The organism is Streptomyces sp. NPDC028308, assembly GCF_055565855.1.
Map to the genome: position 1 here is coordinate 239,622 of NZ_JBVHTO010000007.1, position 18,074 is coordinate 257,695.

The following is an 18,074-nucleotide window of genomic DNA, read 5'->3' on the forward strand; positions in this document are numbered from 1 at the left end:
GAAACGAAGTGGAATGCTCCGTTCCCACAGGCCTGACCGGCCCGCGCGCCGTCCTGGCAGACTGGCCGCGGAAAGGCGCAATCGCGGCGCGAGGAGATCCACGCGAGGAGATCCAGATGTCCATGGCAGGGAATCTGCGGAAGGTCACGAGCCTCGGCAAAGTGAGCGGCCTCCGCAGGGTGGCGCGGCTGACGCGGCGGCGACCGCGTGTCGACCTGAGCCACCCGGCCCGGTCGCCGCTGGGCTCCGCGGTGGTCAACTGCGTGACGTACAAGGACGGTGCGCGGATCCCGGGCGGGCGCGATGTGGTCGACGCGGTGAAAGAGGTACGCAAGCACGACGACGGTTTCGTCTGGCTCGGGCTGCACGAACCGACGGAGCGGGAGTTCGCCGGCATAGCCGAGCTCTTCGAGTTGCACCCCCTGGCGGTCGAGGACGCGGTGCACGCCCATCAGCGCCCGAAGGTGGAGCGGTACGACGAGACACTGTTCGCTGTGTTCAAGACGGTCTGCTACGTCGAGCACACCGAGCTCACCGCGACCAGCGAGGTGGTGGACACCGGCGAGATCATGGTGTTCGTCGGCCACGACTTCGTGATCACGGTGCGGCACGGGCGACACGGTTCACTGGGCCCGCTGAGGGAGGCGCTGGAGGCCGATCCGGAGCAGTTGACCAAGGGGCCGGCCGCGGTGCTGCACGCGATCGCGGACCACGTGGTCGACGAATACCTCACCGTCGCGGACGCCGTACACGGGGACATCGACCAGGTGGAGACGGACGTCTTCGCGGAGAACGGCGCGCGGGCCGACCCGGGGCGCATCTACCAGCTCAAGCGTGAACTCCTGGAGCTCAAGCGGGCGGTGGCTCCACTCGGCCGCCCGCTGCTGGACCTCGCCAGCCGGCCGATGCGGGTGATCGACCCGGAGATACAGGCCTACTTCCGGGACGTCTCCGACCATCTGCTGCGCGTCACCGAGCAGATAGCCGCGTTCGACGAGCTGCTCAACTCGATCCTCCAGGCACACCTGGCCCAGGTGACGGTCGCTCAGAACGAGGACATGCGGAAGATCACGGCGTGGGCCGCGGTGGTCGCCGTGCCGACGATGGTCTGCGGTGTCTACGGCATGAACTTCGACCACATGCCGGAGCTGCACTGGCGGTACGGCTACGAGCTGATCATCGGCGTGATCAGCGTGGCGTGCCTGGCCCTCTACCGGGGCTTCCGGCGCAACGGCTGGCTTTGAGACGCCCACTCCGGCCCGGCCTGTCGGTCGGCGGGCCGGACCAGGGCACAGAAAGGGGGAGGTTGTCGGAACAGGAACAGGAACAGCGCGGTGTCAGCGCGTCGGGGTCTTGGCGTAGACGCTCTCGACCCAGACGGCGAGCTGGTCGTCCGTCAGGTGTTCGGCGAGGTCGGCCTCGCTGATCATGCCGACCAGGCGCTTGTCGTCGATGACGGGGAGTCGGCGGATCTGGTGTCCCTGCATTTCCTCCAGCACCTCGCCGACGTCGGCGTTCGCGTCGATCCAGCGCGGAGTGCCCTGCGCCATCTCACCGGCGGTGACGCGTGCCGGGTCGTGACCCATGGCCACACAGCCGACGACGATGTCCCGGTCCGTGAGAATGCCGCAGAGTCGCTCGTTCTCGTCACTGATGGGCAAGGCCCCCACGTTGAGCTCGCGCATCAGCTGGGCGGCGCGGTCCAGGGTTTCGTGGGCGGGGATCCACTGGGCACCACGGTGCATGATGTCTCCGGCGGTGGTCATGAAGTACCTCCCGGTGCCGGACGGCCGGCGCGGCACGGACGGGTACCGCTAGTCCCGACGCCTTACATTTTCGCCGGGTCACGGGAGCGACGCACCCGGAGCCAGGGAGCCAGGCGGGAACCGGCACCCGCGAGGTCGCCGCGGATCACGCGTGGAGTCACGACCGCCGGTCGCGGGGCCGAGGGGCCGTGGAGGGCGGTCGGACCGTGCAAGCGGTCGAGCCATGCCGACGGCCGGTAAGGCCTGCCGGGCCGGTCGGCGCCCGCCCCGGCAGGGCTCAGGCGGAGAAGCCCACGATCTTCTCGGGGACGACGCGGATGATCACGCGGGTCTCGTCGTCCTTCTCGGCGGGCGGGTCGATGCCGAGGTACTTGTGCGAGAGCTCGCGCGGGAGCCGCTTGTGCTCGTCGGGGAGGATCTGGGCGGTGCCGCGGATCTCGACCGAGGTGTAGGGGTTGGCGAGGTCGAAGACCGACAGGCTGATACGGGGATCGCGGAGGAGGTTGCGCACCTTCTGGCGTCGGTCGGTGGACGAGAAGAGCACGGTGTCGCCCTCGCGCTTGATCCAGACCACCGAGTTCTGGGGAGCGCCGTCCGGGCCGAGGGTGGCGACGGCGGCGAAGTTCTTGCCGTCGAGGAGGGTGCGGACGGAGTCGTCGAAGGTGACGGGGTGATCGGAAGGCTGCGTCATGACCACAGACTAACTAGATGCACGTGCATACAAAAGCCCTTTGAGTGGATCGGCGCTCTCGATCAGCCGTTCCATGCCGGGTGGCGCGGGTCGTCGGCGCGCACAAGGACGTCGGCCGCGGTACCGGGATCGGTCTCGGACTCGTAGCGCTCGAAGGCGGGGAGGCTCCAGTGTTCGGCCTCGGGGGTGCGGCGGCGCAGTGCGGCCGGCGAGAGACGCACGTGGACGGTCAGGTCGAAGGGGAACCAGTGATGGAGAAGGAGGGGGCCGTGCAGCAACAGTAGCCCGCCGGGCGGGAGTTGGACGTAGGGGGTGCGGGTGGCGCGGTCGGTCACCGGGTCCCAGAGGTCGGGCAGGATCCGGCCGTCACCGCTGGGTTCGAGTGGGTTGAAGACCTCGCGCCAGAGGGCACCGGTGTCGAACCAGCCGTCGTAGTAGGCGTCGACGTCCTGGTGGCCGTACTCGAAGCGGAGCGAGGCCGGCCGCAGGAAGCCCTCGGCCGCGACGACCTGCGAGGAGCGGCCGCGCAGGCGCAGGGCTTCCGACACCCGGTGCGCGAGGTCGCCGGGGCGGGCGGCAGGAGCCCCGTCGAACGCGACGCGCGGCCAGGGGCTGCCGTCGGCCGGCTTCAGGTCGAGGAGGCGGTCGGCGAGCAGGTCGCCGAGCCGTTCCCAGGTGATCGGTTCGAGTCGCACAGGGGCCATGATGCCGCGCTCACGGAAGGAGGACGCGGGCGCGGTGGTGGAGCGCGGAGGTCACGTCGGCCAGGCGGGGCGTACGGCTTGCGTCCTGGACGCTCGCGTATGGGTGTGCGCAGCTTGGCCATGGTCGTGGTGGACAGGGAGGGATTTCACTTGTCGTGTCGGTGAGTGGCATGCAGGATCTCTGATTCGGGCTGGATGGGGGAACAGACATGATCGACGGGCCTTACTTCGTGCTGACGGTGCTGGGGGTGCTCGGGACCGGTCTGATGGCCGGCGTCTTCTGCGGGTTCTCGACGTTCGTGATGAAGGGGCTGGCCAGGTTGCCGGCGGCGCAGGGCGCGGCCGCCATGAAGGCGATCAACGGGGCGGCGCTGACGCCGGCGTTCATGCTGGTGTTCGTGGGGACGGCGGTGCTGTGCGTGGTGCTGGCGGTGGTCACGTTCGTGGTGTGGCCGGACGAGGGCACGGTGGAGTTGCTGCTCGGGAGCGGCCTGTACCTGTTCGGCTCGTTCGGCGTGACGAGCGCCGCGAACGTCCCGCGCAACGAGGAGCTCGGCAGGCTGGACCCCGGTACTCCGGAGGCCGCCGCGTACTGGCCCACGTACGTGAGCGAGTGGACGATGTGGAACCACGTCCGTACGGTCGCCTCGGCCTTCGCCGCGCTCTCGTACGTCCTGGCTCTCACCTGAACCTCACGCCCGCCCCGGTCCGCCTCGCCCCGGACCCAGCCCCGGATTCATCTTCGCCCGCACCCCGACCCCTCACCCTCACCTCCCACCGCCCCAGCCCCAGCCCTCGCACCCGCACCCGCACCCGCACCCGCACCCGCACCCGCACCGTCCCAGCCTCGGATCGGCCTCGGACCAATCCCTCCTCCGTTGCTCCCTCGGGCGGCGCGTGACGACCGCCGACTGCGAGGCCCCCGGACCCCGGGCCAGCCCCATGCCTCCAGCCCTCAGGCCCCAAGCCCTCAAGCGCCCAAGCCCCCGAGCAGCGGAAACCGGGTGGAGCCGAGCGGCGCGGGGTGCGGTGACGCCGTATCGTGGCCGAAAGGACACGCCCCCACGTCACGCGCACGCAAGGGAGACGGCCATGGCCGATCCCAAGGGTTTTCTCACCAATCCACGCGAGGAATGGCCCCGCAGGCCGGTAGCGGAACGGGTGCGGGACTGGGACGAGGTGTACGTCCCCGGAGCGCTCCTGCCGATCATCGGGGCCCAGGCCGACCGTTGCATGGACTGCGGGATCCCCTTCTGCCACGACGCCTGCCCGCTGGGCAATCTGATCCCCGAGTGGAACGACCTGGTGTCCCGGGACGACTGGCGGGCGGCGAGCGACCGGCTGCACGCGACGAACAACTTCCCCGAGTTCACCGGCCGGCTGTGTCCCGCGCCGTGCGAGGCGGGCTGTGTGCTCGCGATCAACCAGCCGGCGGTCACCATCAAGAACGTCGAGGTCGCCATCGCCGACCGGGCGTGGGAGGACGGTTTCGCCCCGCCGCGCCCACCGGACCGGCTCTCGGGGCGCACGGTCGCCGTGATCGGCTCGGGGCCCGCCGGCCTGGCCGCGGCGCAGCAACTGACGCGTGCGGGGCACACCGTCGCCGTGTACGAGCGGGCCGACCGGATCGGGGGACTGCTGCGGTACGGCATTCCCGCGTTCAAGATGGAGAAGCGGCACCTGGACCGGCGGCTCGACCAGATGCGGGCGGAGGGGACGAAGTTCCGTACGTCGGTGTCGGTCGGGCGGGACCTCGACGCGGCGGAGCTGCGGGCGCGCTACGACGCCGTCGTCCTCGCCCTGGGTGCCACCGCCTGGCGCGATCTCCCGGTGCCGGGGCGGGAGTTGGCCGGCATCCACCAGGCGATGGAGTACCTGCCGCTCGCCGACCGGGTGTGCGAGGGGGACCTGGAGGTCTCGCCGTTGTCCGCGGCCGGCAAGCACGTCGTGATCGTGGGCGGCGGGGACACGGGCGCCGACTGTCTGGGCACGGCGGTGCGCGAGGGCGCCGCGTCCGTGACGCAGCTGGACATCTACGCCCAGCCGGGGGCGGCGCGTGACGAGGACGTCGAGCCGTGGCCGACGTACCCGAAGATCTACCGCCTCTCGGCCGCTCACGAGGAGGCCCGCGACCTGGAGACCTCGCCGGCGGCGGACGCGGACGCACGCCTGTTCGCCGCGTCCACGCTCCGCTTCACCGGGGACGCGGACGGGCACGTCCGCGCCCTGCACCTGGTCGAGGTGGACGAGCAGCGGCGGCCGGTACCCGGTTCCGAGCGCGCCCTGCCCGTCGATCTGGTCCTGCTCGCCCTCGGCTTCTCGGGTCCCGACCCGCACGACGGCCTGACCGACCAGCTCGGGCTCGCTCTCGGCCCCCGTGGCACGGTCACCAGGGACGCGGACTTCGCCACGAACGTGCCCGGCGTCTACGTCGCCGGTGACGCCGCGCGTGGGCAGTCCCTGATCGTCTGGGCCATCGCCGAGGGCCGGGCGGTGGCGGCCGCGGTCGACCGCCGGCTGACGGGTCACTCGCGGCTGCCGCAGCCGATCGGCCCGTACGACCGGCCGCTGACCGCGTGACGCGCGGTGCGCGGCGGATGGCGCACGGCGCCGCGCACCGGCATCGTCCGGTGGTCGAGCTCGCGTCGGGGTCAGGCGCGGGTGTCCGTGCCCGCCTTCTTCGCGGTCGACAAAGCGACTCGGTTCCAGGTGTTGATGGTGAGGACGAGCGCCAGGACGTGGGCGAGTTCCCCGTCGTCGAAGTGGGCGGCGGCCTCCGCGTAGACGTCGTCGGGGACCCCTCCCCCGGCCACGAGGGTGACCGCTTCGGTGAGTGCCAGCGCCGCGCGTTCCCTCGGCGTGAAGAAGTGGGGCGCCTCGCGCCACACCGCGACCATGTGGAGACGGTCCTCGCTCTCGCCCGCCTTGCGTGCGTCGTTGGTGTGCATGTGGAGGCAGTAGGCGCAGTGGTTGAGGTGCGAGGCCCGGATCTGGATCAGTTCGACGAGGGCCGGGGCGAGTCCCTCGCGGGCCGCCGCGTCGAAGCCGATCAGCGCGCGGAAGACCTTCGGGGCGGCCTTCGCGAAGTCGATCCGGGCGGGCGCCTCTTCGGTGAACGAGGCGGTCGCCTGCCTCGCCGGAACCACCGCGGCGTGCGCGTCCGTGCCGGCGCTCCCGTCCGAGGTCCGTTCCCCACTCACCGTCGAGTCCGCCGCACTCACCGTCGTGCCCGCCGCACTCGTCGCCGAGTCCGCCGCACTCACCGTCGTGCCCGCCGCACTCGTCGCCGAGCCCGTCGTGCGCACCGCGTTCGTCGTCGGAGCCGACACCGTCACCTGCTCTGTGTTCGTCGTCATGGCTTCGAATCTACGGGCCGGATAGACCCCTTGTAGGGTGCATTTCCGTGGCGGAATCATGGGTCAATTCGGCGGAGCGGATCGGTGCGGATCTGCACCTGGAGCTGTCCGGGGCGGAGGCGGGCGGGCGCCGGGCCGCGCTGATCCGCGCGCTGCGCGAAGCGGTGCGTTCGGGCCGGCTCGCGCCGGGGACCCTCCTGCCGCCGTACCGCTCGCTCGCCGCCGACCTGGGCGTGGCCCGCAACACGGTCGCCGACGCGTACGCCGAACTGGTCGCGGAGGGCTGGCTCACCGCCCGTCAGGGTTCGGGCACACGGGTCGCCGAGCGCGCCGAGCCGTCCGGGTCCCGCTCCCGCGTCCCGAAGAAGACGCCGCCACACGCGCGTGGGCCACGGCACGATCTGCGGCAGGGCACCCCTGACGCCTCGTCGTTCCCGCGCGCCGCCTGGCTCGCGTCGTACCGGCGGGCCCTCCAGCAGGCGCCGAACGAGGTCTTCGGGCCCGGTGACCCCGCGGGCCGTAGGGAGCTGCGCGGCGCCCTCGCCGAGTACCTCGCCCGCGCGCGTGGAGTGCGCGCCGAACCGGAGCGGATCGTGATCTGCTCCGGCTTCGCGCACGCGCTGCGGCTGCTCTTCGCGGGGCCGGGCGCGGTGCTGCGGGGCCCGCTGGCCGTGGAGTCGTACGGACTCGGATTCCACCGCGAGCTGCTGGCCGCCGCCTCGGTGCGGACGGTGCCGCTGCCCCTCGACGAAGACGGCGCCCGCGTAGGCGAGTTGGACCGGGAGAGGGCCGTACTCCTCACGCCCGCCCACCAGTTCCCGACCGGCGGACCCCTGCATCCGTCGCGGCGGACCGCCGTCGTCGACTGGGCACGCGCGCGTGGCGGGGTGATCCTGGAGGACGACTACGACGGGGAGTTCCGTTACGACCGCAGGCCCGTCGGCGCCCTGCAGGGGCTGGACCCGGAGCGGGTCGTCCACATCGGTTCCGTCAGCAAGAGCCTGTCCCCGGCACTGCGGCTGGGCTGGATGGTCCTTCCGGAGCGGTACGTCGAGGGGGTGCTCGCGGCCAAGGGCGAACGGGAGGCGTGGGTGAGCGTCCTGGACCAGCTGGCGCTCGCGGACTTCGTGACGTCGGGGTCGTACGACCGTCATGTGCGGCGTATGCGGCAGCGGTACCGCGGGCGGCGCGACCGGCTCGTCGCCACGCTCGCCGCCCGCGCGCCGCACGTCGAGGTGACCGGGATCGCGGCCGGTCTGCACGCGGTCCTGCGGCTGCCGCCGGGTACCGAGCCGTCGGTGGTCAAGGCCGCCGCCTGGCAGGGGGTCGCCCTCGACGGGCTGGCCGCGTTCCGCCATCCGCAGGCGCCGGCGTCCGCCCCGGACGGTCTCGTCGTGGGCTACGCGACCCCGGTGGAGCACGCGTACGGCGCCGCCCTGGACGCGTTGTGCGAGGTGCTGCCGCCGGGGTGAGCGCCCCGCGTCGCCCAGGGTGGCTCCCGGTGATCCCGTCGCGGGACGGCGACTCCTGACGGTCGCCTCCCGAAGTGGCAACTCAACATCAGAATAAGGAAGTTGAACGCAAAGGAGAGAAAAGGACGAGCACAAGTACGTCAGGGGGTGCCGTTCCCGAGGCGGGGCGAAACAGGCCCGCTCAGGACAGCAGGAAGTCCGCCTCCCCCGCCTTGGCGCCCTGGATGAAGGCGGTCATCTCACCGGGCGTGTAGATCAGCGCGGGCCCGTCCGGGTCGGCGGACTGCCGGACGGCGATCCGGCCGTCGTCGAGCTTCATCGCCTCCAGGCAGTTGCCGCCGTTGCCGCCGCTCCACGGTTTGTGCCAGCCCTCGCTGCCCAGCTCGCGGGCGGGCATCCCGTTGTAGATCCGCACGGTGCGTATCCGCGGCTTGATGCGTTCCATTCACAGCTCCTTGCGGAGATCCCGGAGGATCTCCTTCGTACGATGTGCCGTAGCGGCCTGAGCCGCCATGCGGTCCATGACCTCCAGGTGGGTCGCCACCTCGGAACGCGCGTCCAGGTAGACGGCGCCGGTCAGGTACTCGCTGTAGACCATGTCCGGCAGTTCCGGCATGGCGAAGCGGAACAGCACGAAGGGCCCGTACGTGCCGGGGTGCGGCCCCGAGGAGAACGGGGCGATCTGCAGCGTCACGTTGGGCAGCTTCGTGGCCTGGAGGAGCCTGTCGATCTGGGCGCGCATGACCTCGGGGCCGACGACGGGGCGGCGCAGCGCCGTCTCGTCCATCACGGCCCACAGCCGTGGTGCGTCCTCCCGGGTGAGCAGGCTCTGCCGTTGCATGCGCAGGGCGACGTGGCGCTCGATCTCGTCCGGCTGCGTCTGGCCGATGGCACCCGACTTCAGGACCCCGCGGGCGTAGTCCTCGGTCTGCAGCAGCCCCGGCACGAAGTGCGGCTCGTACGAGCGGATCAGGGAGGCGGCACCCTCCAGGCTGACGTACATCGAGAACCAGCCCGGCAGGATGTCGTGGAAGCGCTGCCACCAGCCCGGTTTGTTGGCCTCCTCGGCGAGGTGGACGAAACCCTCGGCCTCCTCGTCGGAGACGCCGTACGACTTCAGCAGGAGCTGGAGGTACGGAATCTTGAGGCTGACCTCGGCCATCTCCATACGGCGGACGGTGGCGGGTGCGACACGCAGGATGCGTGCGGCCTCCTCACGCTTCAGACCCGCACGTTCCCGCAGGTCCAGCAGTCGCCGGCCGAGGACGACCTGGCCGACCGTCGGCGCGGACCGCGGTTCGCTCACGTCCCACCTCCACTGTGTCCGGACAGCCCGGGCGGCGCCGTTCGGAGTCCGTTTCCCGGATTCCAACTGGCGCCGCTCGACGTGCTGTTGCGAGCAGTGTGCCATGGCGCTCCACGGCGTCACACGGCACTCTGCAATTTTCAGAGTGACACTTGCCAAGTGTTCACGGCGGGGCGATAGTGGCAAGCGTGACTCCGTCCGCGCCGTTAGGAACAGACGCCGCCGCAGACCGGTTCGGTCTCCGTGCCGCAGCAGGGGTGCGCCCCGATGCGACCGCGGAGCGCCGGTTTCGCTTCGAGCTGGCCGCACATCCGGGTTCTGTGAGACAGGCCCGGCACCTGACCCATGCCCGGTTGTCGGGCTGGCAGGTCTGCGCGGACACCTGCGACACGGCGGATCTGGTCGTCTCCGAGCTGGTCACGAACGCCATCGTGCACACCGCGAGCCGGCGCATCGTGTGCGAGCTGCACGACGCCGACGACCTGGTGCGGATAGCCGTACGTGACGAGGGGTGCGCTCCGGGTGAGCCGCGACCCTCGCCGCAGGGCGCCGAGGACGAACACGGAAGGGGCCTGATGCTCGTGGCGGCCGTCTGCCAAGCCTGGGGTGCCCAGGAGTACGGGCCCGGCCTGCTGGTCTGGGCCGAGCTGCCGCGCACGCCGGACGCCGACCCGACCGCCGCCCTCGCGGACGCGATGGGCTTCGCGGACCTGGCGGACGCCACCGGCGAGATCTTCGAGGCCGACGCCGCGGACACCGTGGACACCATGGAGAGCCTGCCCCGGCTGCCGCACCCGGCGCCGGTGCCGTACGCCTCCGGGCGGCCGGACGCCGCGGACCAGCCCTTCCCCTCGGTCCCGGCCCGCTCGGGGGGCCGGGAGCCGGACACCGAGGCGAGTTCGGACCTCGGCTGGAGCGCGAAGAAGCCCCCGGCGGACGGCCGGGGTTCCGGGGCGCAGGCGTTCCGCGGGACGGGGGCCGAATGGGTGTGAGGGCGACGTCGACCGGGACGGCCCCCCTGCTGACCTTGGACACGCTGGTCCGCCTCCGACGAGGGCACCGCACGTCCGGGGCGCCCAGCCGACTCCCCATACCCGACGGCATGACCGTGCCGCTCGGCTGCGACGCGGTGGTGGTGCCCGCGCGCTTCGGCCCGGTGCTCCTGTCCCGGCTGCCGCGCGTCGGCTGCGTCTACGCCGACGCCGCCCAGTGGTGGTGGATCGTCCCCTCCGACTCGGACGTCTCCCTGGACTGGCCCGCGCCCGCCCTGTACGCCACGGGGGCGCTCGTCCCGGAGGCACCGTCGGTTCCCGGGCTCATCCACAAACCGGAGGGTACGCTTCCGTACACTCCGCCGATCCCCCTGTACCTGGCCGTCTGCCGGGTCATGGGCACTCCCCCGGCGTGGTCCAGGTCCGTCAGCGCCTGACGGACCCGCCCCGGCGCGACGAGGCCGGGCGCGCGGTGGGGGCGCCGACGGCGTGAGCGACCGGCGCCCGAGTGCTTCGGTCCGCCCCGATCGCCCTCGCGGGCACGGGTGGAGGCCGCCATTCCTGGGGAGGGCACCGTGCGTGCGCACTCGGGGGAGGTCACCGGTGGGAAAGAAGCGCCAGCACGCCGATCCGTCGCCGTCGGACTCGGAACGCCTGCTCTTCGGCGGCCCGCTCCGCTACGACATGGGCTGGTCGCAGCACTCCGACGCCTTCCTGGAGCTGGGCTTCCGCGCGATGGTGACGCGGCTCCCCCACCTGCTGGCGTCCAGCTTCCGGCTGGCCTGGCAGGCGGACCGCGGCGCGGCTCGGACCGTGCTGACCGCCGAGATCACGCGCGGCGCGGCGCAGGCGGTGAGCCTGCTGGCGGTCAACAGCGTGCTGGGCCGGCTGATGGCCGACGGCCCGGTCGAGGACCGGCTGCGCGGCGCGGCCCCGGCGCTGGTCACGGTCGCCGCCGTCATGCTGTTCGCCGCGCTGCTGCGGGCGGCCTCGACGTACGCCACCGGCCGGCTGGAGCCGAAGGTCGAGCGGGTCGCGACGGAGCTGTACCTGGAGCGGGCGGCGGCCGTGGAGCTCTCCGCGATCGAGGACGACGCGTTCCACAAGCTGCTGGACACCGCGCAGTACGGCGCCTCGTCCGCCCGGCGCATGATCGCGATCTCCACGCAGGTCGTGAACGCGATGATCTCGCTCGTCGCGGCGGCCGGTGTCCTGACGGTGCTGCATCCCGCGCTGCTGCCGCTGTTGGTGATGATGACGCTGCCGAGCGCGTGGAGCGCCCTGACGATCGCCCGGCGGCGGTACGAGTCCTTCCACGCCTGGGTGCAGCACGCCCGGGCGGGCCGGCTCATCGGCAACCTGCTCACCGAGCCGGCCGCGGCACCGGAGATCCGCGTGCACGGGGTCGGCCCGTTCCTGCTGCGCCACTTCCGCTCGATGTCGGAGACCGCGGAGGCGGAGCAGGCCCGGCTGGCCGGTCTGGCCGCGCGCACGGGGCTGATCGCGGCGGCCTGGACGGGCCTCGCCACGGCGGCGACGTACGCGACCCTCGGCGGGCTGCTGCTCGCCGGCACGATGGCGCTGTCGGTGGCCGGTACGGCGGTGATCGCGATCCGCACCGGCTCCGCGAGCCTGGACACCCTCGTCCTGGAGGTCAACTCGCTCCACGAGGAGGCCCTGTTCGTGGGCGACCTGCACCGCCTGTACGTGGAGGCGGCGCAGCGCGCGATCCCGGAGGGCGGCGAGCCGCTGCCCGAGGATCCGCGGGAGATCCGCTTCGAGAACGTCACGTTCACCTATCCCGGCAAGGCGGCCCGGCCCGCACTGGACGACGTGAGCCTCACGCTGCCCCTCGGCCGGATCATCGCGCTCGTCGGTGAGAACGGGTCGGGCAAGACCACCCTGGTCAAACTGCTCGCCGGGCTCTACACGCCCGATCACGGCCGTGTCCTGTGGGACGGCGTGGACGCCGCGACGGCGGACCGGCGCGCGCTCGCGGAGCGCATCGCGATGGTGGCTCAGGACTTCAAGCGGTGGCCGTTCACGGCCCGCGTCAACGTGGCGGTGGGCCGAGCCTCGGCACCGCTCACCGACGAACGGCTCGCCTCCTCGGTCGCCGAGGCCGGGGCCCAGGACGTGGTGGCGGACCTCCCGCGCGGGCTCGACACCCTGCTGGCGCGCGCCTTCAGCGGCGGTCACGAGCTGTCGGGCGGCCAGTGGCAGCGGCTGGGGATCGCGCGGGCGGCGTACCGGCGCGGTCGGATCCTGATCGTGGACGAGCCCACGGCGGCCCTCGACGCCCGGGCCGAGCTGGAGGTCTTCGAGAAGATCAGGGCGCTGGCGGGTACCGGGCAGACGGTCGTCCTCATCACCCACCGGCTGGCGTCGGTGCGCCACGCCGATCTGGTGCACGTGCTGGCGCAGGGCCGTCTCGTGGAGTCCGGCAGCCCCGGGGAACTGCTGGCCACGGGCGGTGTCTACGCGGAGCTGTACGCGCTCCAGGCGGGTCAGTTCACCACCCCGGTGCCGAACGGGAACGGGAAGCCGAACGGGAACGGGAGCGCGACGACGGCGGAGGCGGTGCCGGCCCGAGGGGCGACCGGGGTCGGACCCGCCCGGAAGGCGGCTGTGGACGGAGGCGCGGCCGAGACCGCTCGGAAAGCGGGCGTGGACGGGACCACGAGGGAGGCGGTGCCGGCGCAAGGGGCGGCCGAGACCGCTCGTAAGGCGGGTGTGGCCGCCGACGCGGCCGAGTCCGCTCAGGAGGCAGGCGCGTCCGCGGGCGAGGTGGCTGCCGTCGGGGAGGCGAGGGTGCCCACCGGGGAGGCGCGGTGACTCTCTGTCGCGCCTCGGCTCACTCGACGCCGTCCGCTCCGCGCACGATCACGAGGAACGCGTCCGTGGAGAGGTCCATGACGACTTCCGCCGCCTGGCCCTGCAGACGGCACGCCTGTGCGAACTCCTCCGCCGGCCACGAACCACGCGGCCCACCGGCGGGAAAGCGCTCCAGCACCATTCGCCCGTTCACCCTGCACCTCCATGTCGCGCTGTACTCGTAGAGTTAAACGCCAACGATGGGGTGAACGGCTCGCGTAGTGACGGTACTGAGACGTAGTCGACACCAGTTCACCGCCTCGCGGTGAGGGTTCTCTCACTCTCCGTACACCTGGTGTTCGCCCGAGTACGCATTGCGACCACTTCTGTCACTTCGGGCTCGCCAGTCACATGAATCGGTGAATCTCAGTCCTCGTACTCGTCGTGGTACCGGATCCGTTCGCTGCCCGCCGGGGCGCCCAGCGCCGAGGCCCGGCCCCGGGGCTCCTCCCACTCCTCCTGCCGCCCCAGGGCGGTGAGGTCCAGCAGGGTGGTCGTGGAGCCCAGCCCGTCGAGACCGCGCTCGTACGTCGAGTAGGTGTGGAAGACGCGGTCGCGGTCCCGCAGGAAGCAGCTCATCCCCGGCCGCTCGCAGGTCTCGCCGTCGCGCTCGAAGGACACCTCGAAGTCCTGGTTGAAATCCGTGTCGTACGCCGAGTACCAGGGCACCGTCCAGCCCATCCGGGCCTTGAACGGCAGGATCCTGGTGTACGGCGCCCGGGAGACGGCCGCGAACGCGGTGCCGCGGGCCCGCAGGTGCGCCAGGTGGCCGATCTGGTCGAGGAACGCCGAGCAGCTGCGACAGCCCGCGTCCCACTCCGGGGCGAACATGAAGTGGTAGACGACGAGCTGCTGCCGGCCCTCGAAGAGGTCGAGGAGGGTCGCCTTGCCGTCGCCGCCCTCGAACACGTACTCCTTGTCGATCTCCACCATCGGCAGTCCGCGCCGCTCGGCGTTGAGCGCGTCTCGCGCCCGGGTGGCGGCCTTCTCCTTGGCGAGCAGTTCCTCGCGCGCGATGCGCCACTCCTCGCGCGAGACGATCTGCGGATACGTCATGTGCCCCTCCTGCCGACGGAACGCCTGCTGCCTGCGGAAGGCCCGGGAAACGGTGCCTTCCTTGAGGTGGACCGGTCCCGGGATCGGAACTCATCGGCGCCGCGGGAAGTTTTTTCGGGGCGGGCGCCCACCTGCGCCGCGACGGGCCCGTCAGGTGTCGTACCGGTGGATGCCGCGGCCGTTCGCCCGGTCGGTCAGCGCCGGCACCCGCTCCTCCGACTCCCCTACGGTCGCGGGCAGATCGAGGGTCAGCAGCCGCCGGTCCCGCATCGGCACCCGCCCGGCAACGATCGTTTGCGGACGTCGCCGGAGCGGGCGCTGTGCACGAGGGCGGTGCAGCCGGCGATGACGAGGTCGGCCGGAGGCGAGGTCACCTCACCGACGTACGACGGGGTCGTGCCGTCGGGCGGCGTGAACCGCGCATTCTGTCCCCGCTCTGTCGCGGTGACGTTTTCGCGCGCACTCTGGCGTCACCCGTCCCGGCGACACCCGCCGCACGTCCCCCGCCCCTCCACTGCCCTCCCTCCCCTGTCAGCCGTCCCCCGGGTCACCGGGCCGGCCTCCCGTCACCCGCTCCCGGAAGGAGCCCGGCATGCTCCTCGCCACCTGGAACCTGGAGAACCTCTACCGGCCCGGCGGCCCGTTCGGCCCCAAGGACAAGGCCGCCTACGAGGCGAAGCTCGCCGCACTGGCCGCCGTGGTCACGGAACTCGGCCCGACCCTGCTAGGCGTCCAGGAGGTCGGCGACCCCGAGGCGCTGGAGGACCTCGCCGGACTTCTCGACGGCGGCTGGCACCTCGCGCTCTCGGAGCACGCCGACAGCCGCGGCATCCGGGTCGGCTTCCTCAGCCGCGGCCTCGTACCGGAGGTCGTCGCGGACACGACCGCCTTCCCGGACCTGCTCCGGCCCGTGCAGGGCGACGACGACGGAGAGCCCGTGACCCGGGCGGGCCGCGGCTTCCTGGCGGTGCGGATCAGCGGGCCGACGGCGCCCCTGACCGCGGCGGTCTGCCATCTGAAGTCGAAGCTGCTGTCGTACCCCGGCGGCCGCTTCCAGCCGCGCGACGAGGGCGAGCGGGCCCGCTACGGCGCGTACGCCCTGTACCGGCGGGCCGCCGAGGCCACTGCGCTGCGGGCGCTGGCCGACGAACTGCTGGGCGGCGAGGGCCGCGAGCGGGACGTGACGGTGCTCGGTGACCTCAACGACGAGGTTCAGGCCGCGACGACGCAGATCCTCCTCGGGCCGCCGGGCTCCGAGATCGGCACGCCGGGCTTCGGGCAGCCGGACCGGGGTGACGCGACGCGGCTGTGGGACGTGGCCCCGCTGATCCCGGCCGACCGGCGCTACTCGCGCGTCACCTCCGGCCGCCGCGAGCTGATCGACCACGTCCTGGTGAGTCACCGCCTCGTCCACCGGATCACGGAGGCCGGAACGGGTCTGCCCGGCGCGGGGGCGCCGCGCCTCCCCTCGGTGGACACGGAGCCGGCGGCACGGCGCGGTGCCCCGGGCTCCGACCACGCGCCGGTGTGGGTACGGGTGGGGGCGTGAGGGGTGGCCGGTGGGCGCCCGAGGCGGATGGACGGGACTGCTGGACCGTGATCGGCGGGGACGCGGGGGCGGGCTGGCTGGCGGGCTGTGATCGGCGGGTACGCGGGTGCGGGCTGTGATCGGCGGGGACGCGGGGGCAGGCCGGTTGCCCGAACCCCGTGAACGGCGGTGCGGGCGGGTCAGTCGAGCCGCGTGATCGGCGGGAACGCGGGGGCGGGCGCGTTTGTCGGGGCGTGAGTGGTCGGGACGCCGGGGCAGGCTGGTTTTGCCGGCCGTGAGCGGTCGTAGCGGGGGTGCCCGGGGCGTCAGGTCTTGGCCGGGGTGGTGTCCGGGGTCGGGATGTCCGACGTGCGTAGTCCCGCCCGTTCGCGCTGCCGGGCCAGTTCGTCGAGCAGGTCGGCGATGCGCGCCGTGTGGCGGGAGCCGAGCCGCCCGGTGTCGTCCAGGTGCACGGCGCAGGCCGTGGTGAGGTCCACGAGCCGTTCGAGGGTCGCGGCCACCTCGTCCGTGCCCGCCGAGTGCCGGGCCAGCGCGGGGAGTTCGGCGGCGGCGAGGTCGATCGCGGCGCGGGCCTCCGCCAGCGCGCGGTAGGCCTCGCGGCGCAGGACCCACCGGCCGGACCGGTCGTCCGCCGTGCCGTCGCCGAGGACGTGCGTGAGATAGGCGTCCGCCGCGCGCGCGGCCCGGGCGAGCCGCGCCCGTACCGTCCCTCCGCGCTGCCCCGGCGCGGGCAGATGCCCGACGAGCAGCACGATCCCGCAGGCCAGCAGCGTCTCGCCGATCCGGCTCCAGGAGGCCTGCGGTTCCCCGCCCACCATCACGAGGGCGAGCACGAGGACGGTGACGACGGCGGTCTGCGCGGCGAAGTGCCGGGTGGCGACGGGGATCAGCGCCCCGCACAGGGCGACGAGGGCCACCAGCCCGCCGGGCCTCGGCAGCAGCGCGGCGAACCCGGCGAAGAGGACCGCGCCGAGGAGCGTCCCCGCCGCCCGGCACAGGACGCGCGAGGCGAGCGGCCCGAGGTCGGGCTTGACCAGGAAGACGGCGGTCGCGGGCAGCCAGTACCAGTGCGCGTGGGTCCCGTACCACCGCGTGTGGTGCAGTGCCTGCGCCACGGCGACGGCCGCTCCGAAGGACAGGGCGACCCGCAGCCCGTACTCGCGTCCGCCCGCGCCGAGGACGGTGCGCAGCAGGGACCCGGCGGTACGGCGCCGGGTGTGCGCGCCGCGCTGCGGGACGGCCGCGCCGCGGTCGAAGGCGTCGGCGGCGTGCAGCAGGGCGTCGTCGAGCGCGCGCAGCGCGGGTGCGGAGCGCGCGGGTGCGGGGAGCGGTCCGCTGGGGCCGCCCGCGCGGACCGCCGCGGCGAGCCTGCGGGGGCCTTCCGCGGCGCGGGCGGGCACGTCGTCCCCGGCCCAGGCGAGCGCCGTGGCGGCCTCGGCGAGGGGCAGCGCCGCGGCGTACTGCGCGTGCAGCCGCCGCTCGGCCGCGGAACTGGCGTACCGCCGCAGCCGAGGTCCGGAGAGCGCGTCCTGCGCGTGGTCGAGCGCCGCGGTGAGCGCGGCCCGGCGGGCGACGGCGTCCGCTCCTCCGGCCGCGTCGAGCAGCGCGGCGACGGCCTCGTACACGGCGGCGACGGCGTCCCGCTCCCCGTCGAAGCGGTAGTCGCCGGCCGTGGCGGCGGCGCGGGTCGGCAGGGCGAGCCGCAGCGCCAGCAGCCAGCCGGCGCCGGCGAGGAAGTACAGCGCGCGCTGCCATCCCGGCTCGGGCAGCGGCATGCCCGCGCCGATCGCGGCGGCGACCAGGAGCTGCGTCCCCGATCCGCTCGCGACGGGTCCGACGGCGCTGACGGCTCCGGCGAGCAGCCCGAGCCCGGTCAGTACGGCGGTCAGGGCGACGGCTCCGGTGTGCAGGCCGGCGTAGGAGCCGACGAGCAGACCGCCGGCCCCGGCCAGCGCGGGCAGACCGAGCCGTTCGACGGCGGTCCGCCTGCTGCCGGGCCGGTCGTTGATGCCGGCGAGCATGGCGCCGAGCGCGGCGGCCACACCGGCGGAGGGTCGCCCGGCGAGCACGGCCGCGAGCAGCAGCGGTCCGGCGGCCAGCGCCCCGCGTACGACCGCGTTCCAGGGGACCGGCCCCCGCTGGGCGCGCAGGGCGTGGGCGAGCCAGGGCGGCGGGGCGGGACGGGAGGTGAGGAGCGGCACGGGACTCCAGTCGTGGACGAGGGCGGGGGTCTGCCTTCGGGCGACGTCGGCCGGGCGGTGGGTCCAGGGTAGATCGCGTTGCCGTCGTGAAGAGGACGAGATCGTTT

At 73.0% G+C, this 18,074-nt stretch carries 18 protein-coding genes; 8 read left to right on the top strand and 10 right to left on the bottom strand.

The window, feature by feature from the left end:
* Positions 1-116: 116 nt before the first annotated feature.
* Positions 117-1,244: a magnesium and cobalt transport protein CorA gene (locus ACZ4VA_RS17875; protein WP_356169238.1), complete on the top strand. Its 1,128-nt coding sequence runs from the start codon at positions 117-119 to the stop codon at positions 1,242-1,244.
* A 93-nt stretch (positions 1,245-1,337) separates the two neighbouring features.
* On the opposite strand, the gene ACZ4VA_RS17880 is transcribed toward ACZ4VA_RS17875, so the two are convergent.
* From ACZ4VA_RS17880 to ACZ4VA_RS17890, 3 genes are all read right to left on the bottom strand, one after another.
* Positions 1,338-1,766 (bottom strand): CBS domain-containing protein, encoded by a 429-nt coding sequence (locus tag ACZ4VA_RS17880; RefSeq protein ID WP_355779696.1) that lies wholly within the window; start codon positions 1,764-1,766, stop codon positions 1,338-1,340.
* 277 nt (positions 1,767-2,043) lie between these two features.
* On the bottom strand, positions 2,044-2,457 hold the full coding sequence (locus tag ACZ4VA_RS17885; protein ID WP_355779699.1) for a PPOX class F420-dependent oxidoreductase: 414 nt from the start codon (positions 2,455-2,457) through the stop codon (positions 2,044-2,046).
* 62 nt (positions 2,458-2,519) lie between these two features.
* A complete protein-coding gene (locus ACZ4VA_RS17890) occupies positions 2,520-3,161 on the bottom strand; it encodes a nucleoside/nucleotide kinase family protein (protein ID WP_355779702.1) in 642 nt (213 codons plus the stop codon).
* Positions 3,162-3,370: 209 nt separating this feature from the next.
* Between ACZ4VA_RS17890 and ACZ4VA_RS17895 the strand changes: the two genes are divergently transcribed.
* Positions 3,371-3,850 carry an anthrone oxygenase family protein gene (locus ACZ4VA_RS17895; RefSeq protein WP_355779705.1) on the top strand — a complete coding sequence of 160 codons (480 nt, stop codon included), beginning with the start codon at positions 3,371-3,373 and terminating at the stop codon, positions 3,848-3,850.
* A gap of 403 nt (positions 3,851-4,253) precedes the next feature.
* Positions 4,254-5,741: a glutamate synthase subunit beta gene (locus ACZ4VA_RS17900; RefSeq protein WP_468081973.1), complete on the top strand. Its 1,488-nt coding sequence runs from the start codon at positions 4,254-4,256 to the stop codon at positions 5,739-5,741.
* 71 nt (positions 5,742-5,812) lie between these two features.
* Here ACZ4VA_RS17900 and ACZ4VA_RS17905 read toward each other — a convergent pair whose 3' ends face one another.
* Positions 5,813-6,307 carry a carboxymuconolactone decarboxylase family protein gene (locus ACZ4VA_RS17905; protein ID WP_468082102.1) on the bottom strand — a complete coding sequence of 165 codons (495 nt, stop codon included), beginning with the start codon at positions 6,305-6,307 and terminating at the stop codon, positions 5,813-5,815.
* Positions 6,308-6,564: 257 nt separating this feature from the next.
* Here ACZ4VA_RS17905 and pdxR point away from each other — a divergent pair, with 257 nt between their 5' ends.
* Complete coding sequence (gene pdxR / locus ACZ4VA_RS17910; RefSeq protein WP_388905409.1) at positions 6,565-7,989, top strand: MocR-like pyridoxine biosynthesis transcription factor PdxR; 1,425 nt, start codon at positions 6,565-6,567, stop codon at positions 7,987-7,989.
* Between the two features lie 181 nt (positions 7,990-8,170).
* Here the strand turns inward: pdxR and ACZ4VA_RS17915 are convergent, their stop codons facing one another.
* Together ACZ4VA_RS17915 and ACZ4VA_RS17920 are read right to left on the bottom strand one after the other, a co-directional pair.
* Positions 8,171-8,434: a DUF397 domain-containing protein gene (locus ACZ4VA_RS17915; RefSeq protein WP_355785629.1), complete on the bottom strand. Its 264-nt coding sequence runs from the start codon at positions 8,432-8,434 to the stop codon at positions 8,171-8,173.
* Positions 8,435-9,295 carry a helix-turn-helix domain-containing protein gene (locus tag ACZ4VA_RS17920; protein ID WP_355785626.1) on the bottom strand — a complete coding sequence of 287 codons (861 nt, stop codon included), beginning with the start codon at positions 9,293-9,295 and terminating at the stop codon, positions 8,435-8,437.
* Between the two features lie 320 nt (positions 9,296-9,615).
* On the opposite strand from ACZ4VA_RS17920, the gene ACZ4VA_RS17925 reads away from it, so the two are divergent.
* The 3 genes from ACZ4VA_RS17925 to ACZ4VA_RS17935 all read left to right on the top strand — a co-directional run bounded on the left by ACZ4VA_RS17925 (position 9,616) and on the right by ACZ4VA_RS17935 (position 13,122).
* Positions 9,616-10,287 (top strand): ATP-binding protein, encoded by a 672-nt coding sequence (locus ACZ4VA_RS17925; protein ID WP_468081976.1) that lies wholly within the window; start codon positions 9,616-9,618, stop codon positions 10,285-10,287.
* Entirely contained in the window at positions 10,278-10,724 is a 447-nt protein-coding gene (locus ACZ4VA_RS17930) for a hypothetical protein (protein ID WP_355785621.1), read from the top strand. The genes ACZ4VA_RS17925 and ACZ4VA_RS17930 overlap by 10 nt, the downstream gene beginning before the upstream one ends.
* A 247-nt stretch (positions 10,725-10,971) precedes the next feature.
* The gene (locus ACZ4VA_RS17935) at positions 10,972-13,122 is read left to right on the top strand and encodes an ABC transporter ATP-binding protein (RefSeq protein ID WP_468082105.1); all 2,151 of its coding nucleotides are present in this window, start codon (positions 10,972-10,974) and stop codon (positions 13,120-13,122) included.
* A 19-nt stretch (positions 13,123-13,141) separates the two neighbouring features.
* Here ACZ4VA_RS17935 and ACZ4VA_RS17940 read toward each other — a convergent pair whose 3' ends face one another.
* From ACZ4VA_RS17940 to ACZ4VA_RS17950, 3 genes are all read right to left on the bottom strand, one after another.
* Positions 13,142-13,315: a hypothetical protein gene (locus ACZ4VA_RS17940; RefSeq protein WP_355785619.1), complete on the bottom strand. Its 174-nt coding sequence runs from the start codon at positions 13,313-13,315 to the stop codon at positions 13,142-13,144.
* A 212-nt stretch (positions 13,316-13,527) separates the two neighbouring features.
* On the bottom strand, positions 13,528-14,217 hold the full coding sequence (locus ACZ4VA_RS17945) for a DUF899 domain-containing protein (RefSeq protein WP_355785617.1): 690 nt from the start codon (positions 14,215-14,217) through the stop codon (positions 13,528-13,530).
* Between the two features lie 150 nt (positions 14,218-14,367).
* On the bottom strand, positions 14,368-14,493 hold the full coding sequence (locus tag ACZ4VA_RS17950; protein WP_388905411.1) for a hypothetical protein: 126 nt from the start codon (positions 14,491-14,493) through the stop codon (positions 14,368-14,370).
* Positions 14,494-14,809: 316 nt separating this feature from the next.
* On the opposite strand from ACZ4VA_RS17950, the gene ACZ4VA_RS17955 reads away from it, so the two are divergent.
* Positions 14,810-15,766, top strand: a complete 957-nt coding sequence (locus tag ACZ4VA_RS17955) for an endonuclease/exonuclease/phosphatase family protein (protein ID WP_388905413.1) — start codon at positions 14,810-14,812, stop codon at positions 15,764-15,766.
* 305 nt (positions 15,767-16,071) lie between these two features.
* Here ACZ4VA_RS17955 and ACZ4VA_RS17960 read toward each other — a convergent pair whose 3' ends face one another.
* Positions 16,072-17,967, bottom strand: coding sequence for an FUSC family protein (locus tag ACZ4VA_RS17960; RefSeq protein ID WP_356169220.1), 1,896 nt, complete (start codon positions 17,965-17,967; stop codon positions 16,072-16,074).
* Positions 17,968-18,074: the final 107 nt, after the last annotated feature.

Excerpts from the sequence above, each read along its gene's own strand:
- ACZ4VA_RS17875 (WP_356169238.1), top strand. The coding sequence starts at position 117 with ATGTCCATGGCAGGGAATCTGCGGAAGGTCACGAGCCTCGGCAAAGTG.
- ACZ4VA_RS17880 (WP_355779696.1), bottom strand. The coding sequence starts at position 1,766 with ATGACCACCGCCGGAGACATCATGCACCGTGGTGCCCAGTGGATCCCC.
- ACZ4VA_RS17885 (WP_355779699.1), bottom strand. The coding sequence starts at position 2,457 with ATGACGCAGCCTTCCGATCACCCCGTCACCTTCGACGACTCCGTCCGC.
- ACZ4VA_RS17890 (WP_355779702.1), bottom strand. The coding sequence starts at position 3,161 with ATGGCCCCTGTGCGACTCGAACCGATCACCTGGGAACGGCTCGGCGAC.
- ACZ4VA_RS17895 (WP_355779705.1), top strand. The coding sequence starts at position 3,371 with ATGATCGACGGGCCTTACTTCGTGCTGACGGTGCTGGGGGTGCTCGGG.
- ACZ4VA_RS17900 (WP_468081973.1), top strand. The coding sequence starts at position 4,254 with ATGGCCGATCCCAAGGGTTTTCTCACCAATCCACGCGAGGAATGGCCC.
- ACZ4VA_RS17915 (WP_355785629.1), bottom strand. The coding sequence starts at position 8,434 with ATGGAACGCATCAAGCCGCGGATACGCACCGTGCGGATCTACAACGGG.
- ACZ4VA_RS17930 (WP_355785621.1), top strand. The coding sequence starts at position 10,278 with ATGGGTGTGAGGGCGACGTCGACCGGGACGGCCCCCCTGCTGACCTTG.
- ACZ4VA_RS17935 (WP_468082105.1), top strand. The coding sequence starts at position 10,972 with ATGGGCTGGTCGCAGCACTCCGACGCCTTCCTGGAGCTGGGCTTCCGC.
- ACZ4VA_RS17945 (WP_355785617.1), bottom strand. The coding sequence starts at position 14,217 with ATGACGTATCCGCAGATCGTCTCGCGCGAGGAGTGGCGCATCGCGCGC.
- ACZ4VA_RS17955 (WP_388905413.1), top strand. The coding sequence starts at position 14,810 with ATGCTCCTCGCCACCTGGAACCTGGAGAACCTCTACCGGCCCGGCGGC.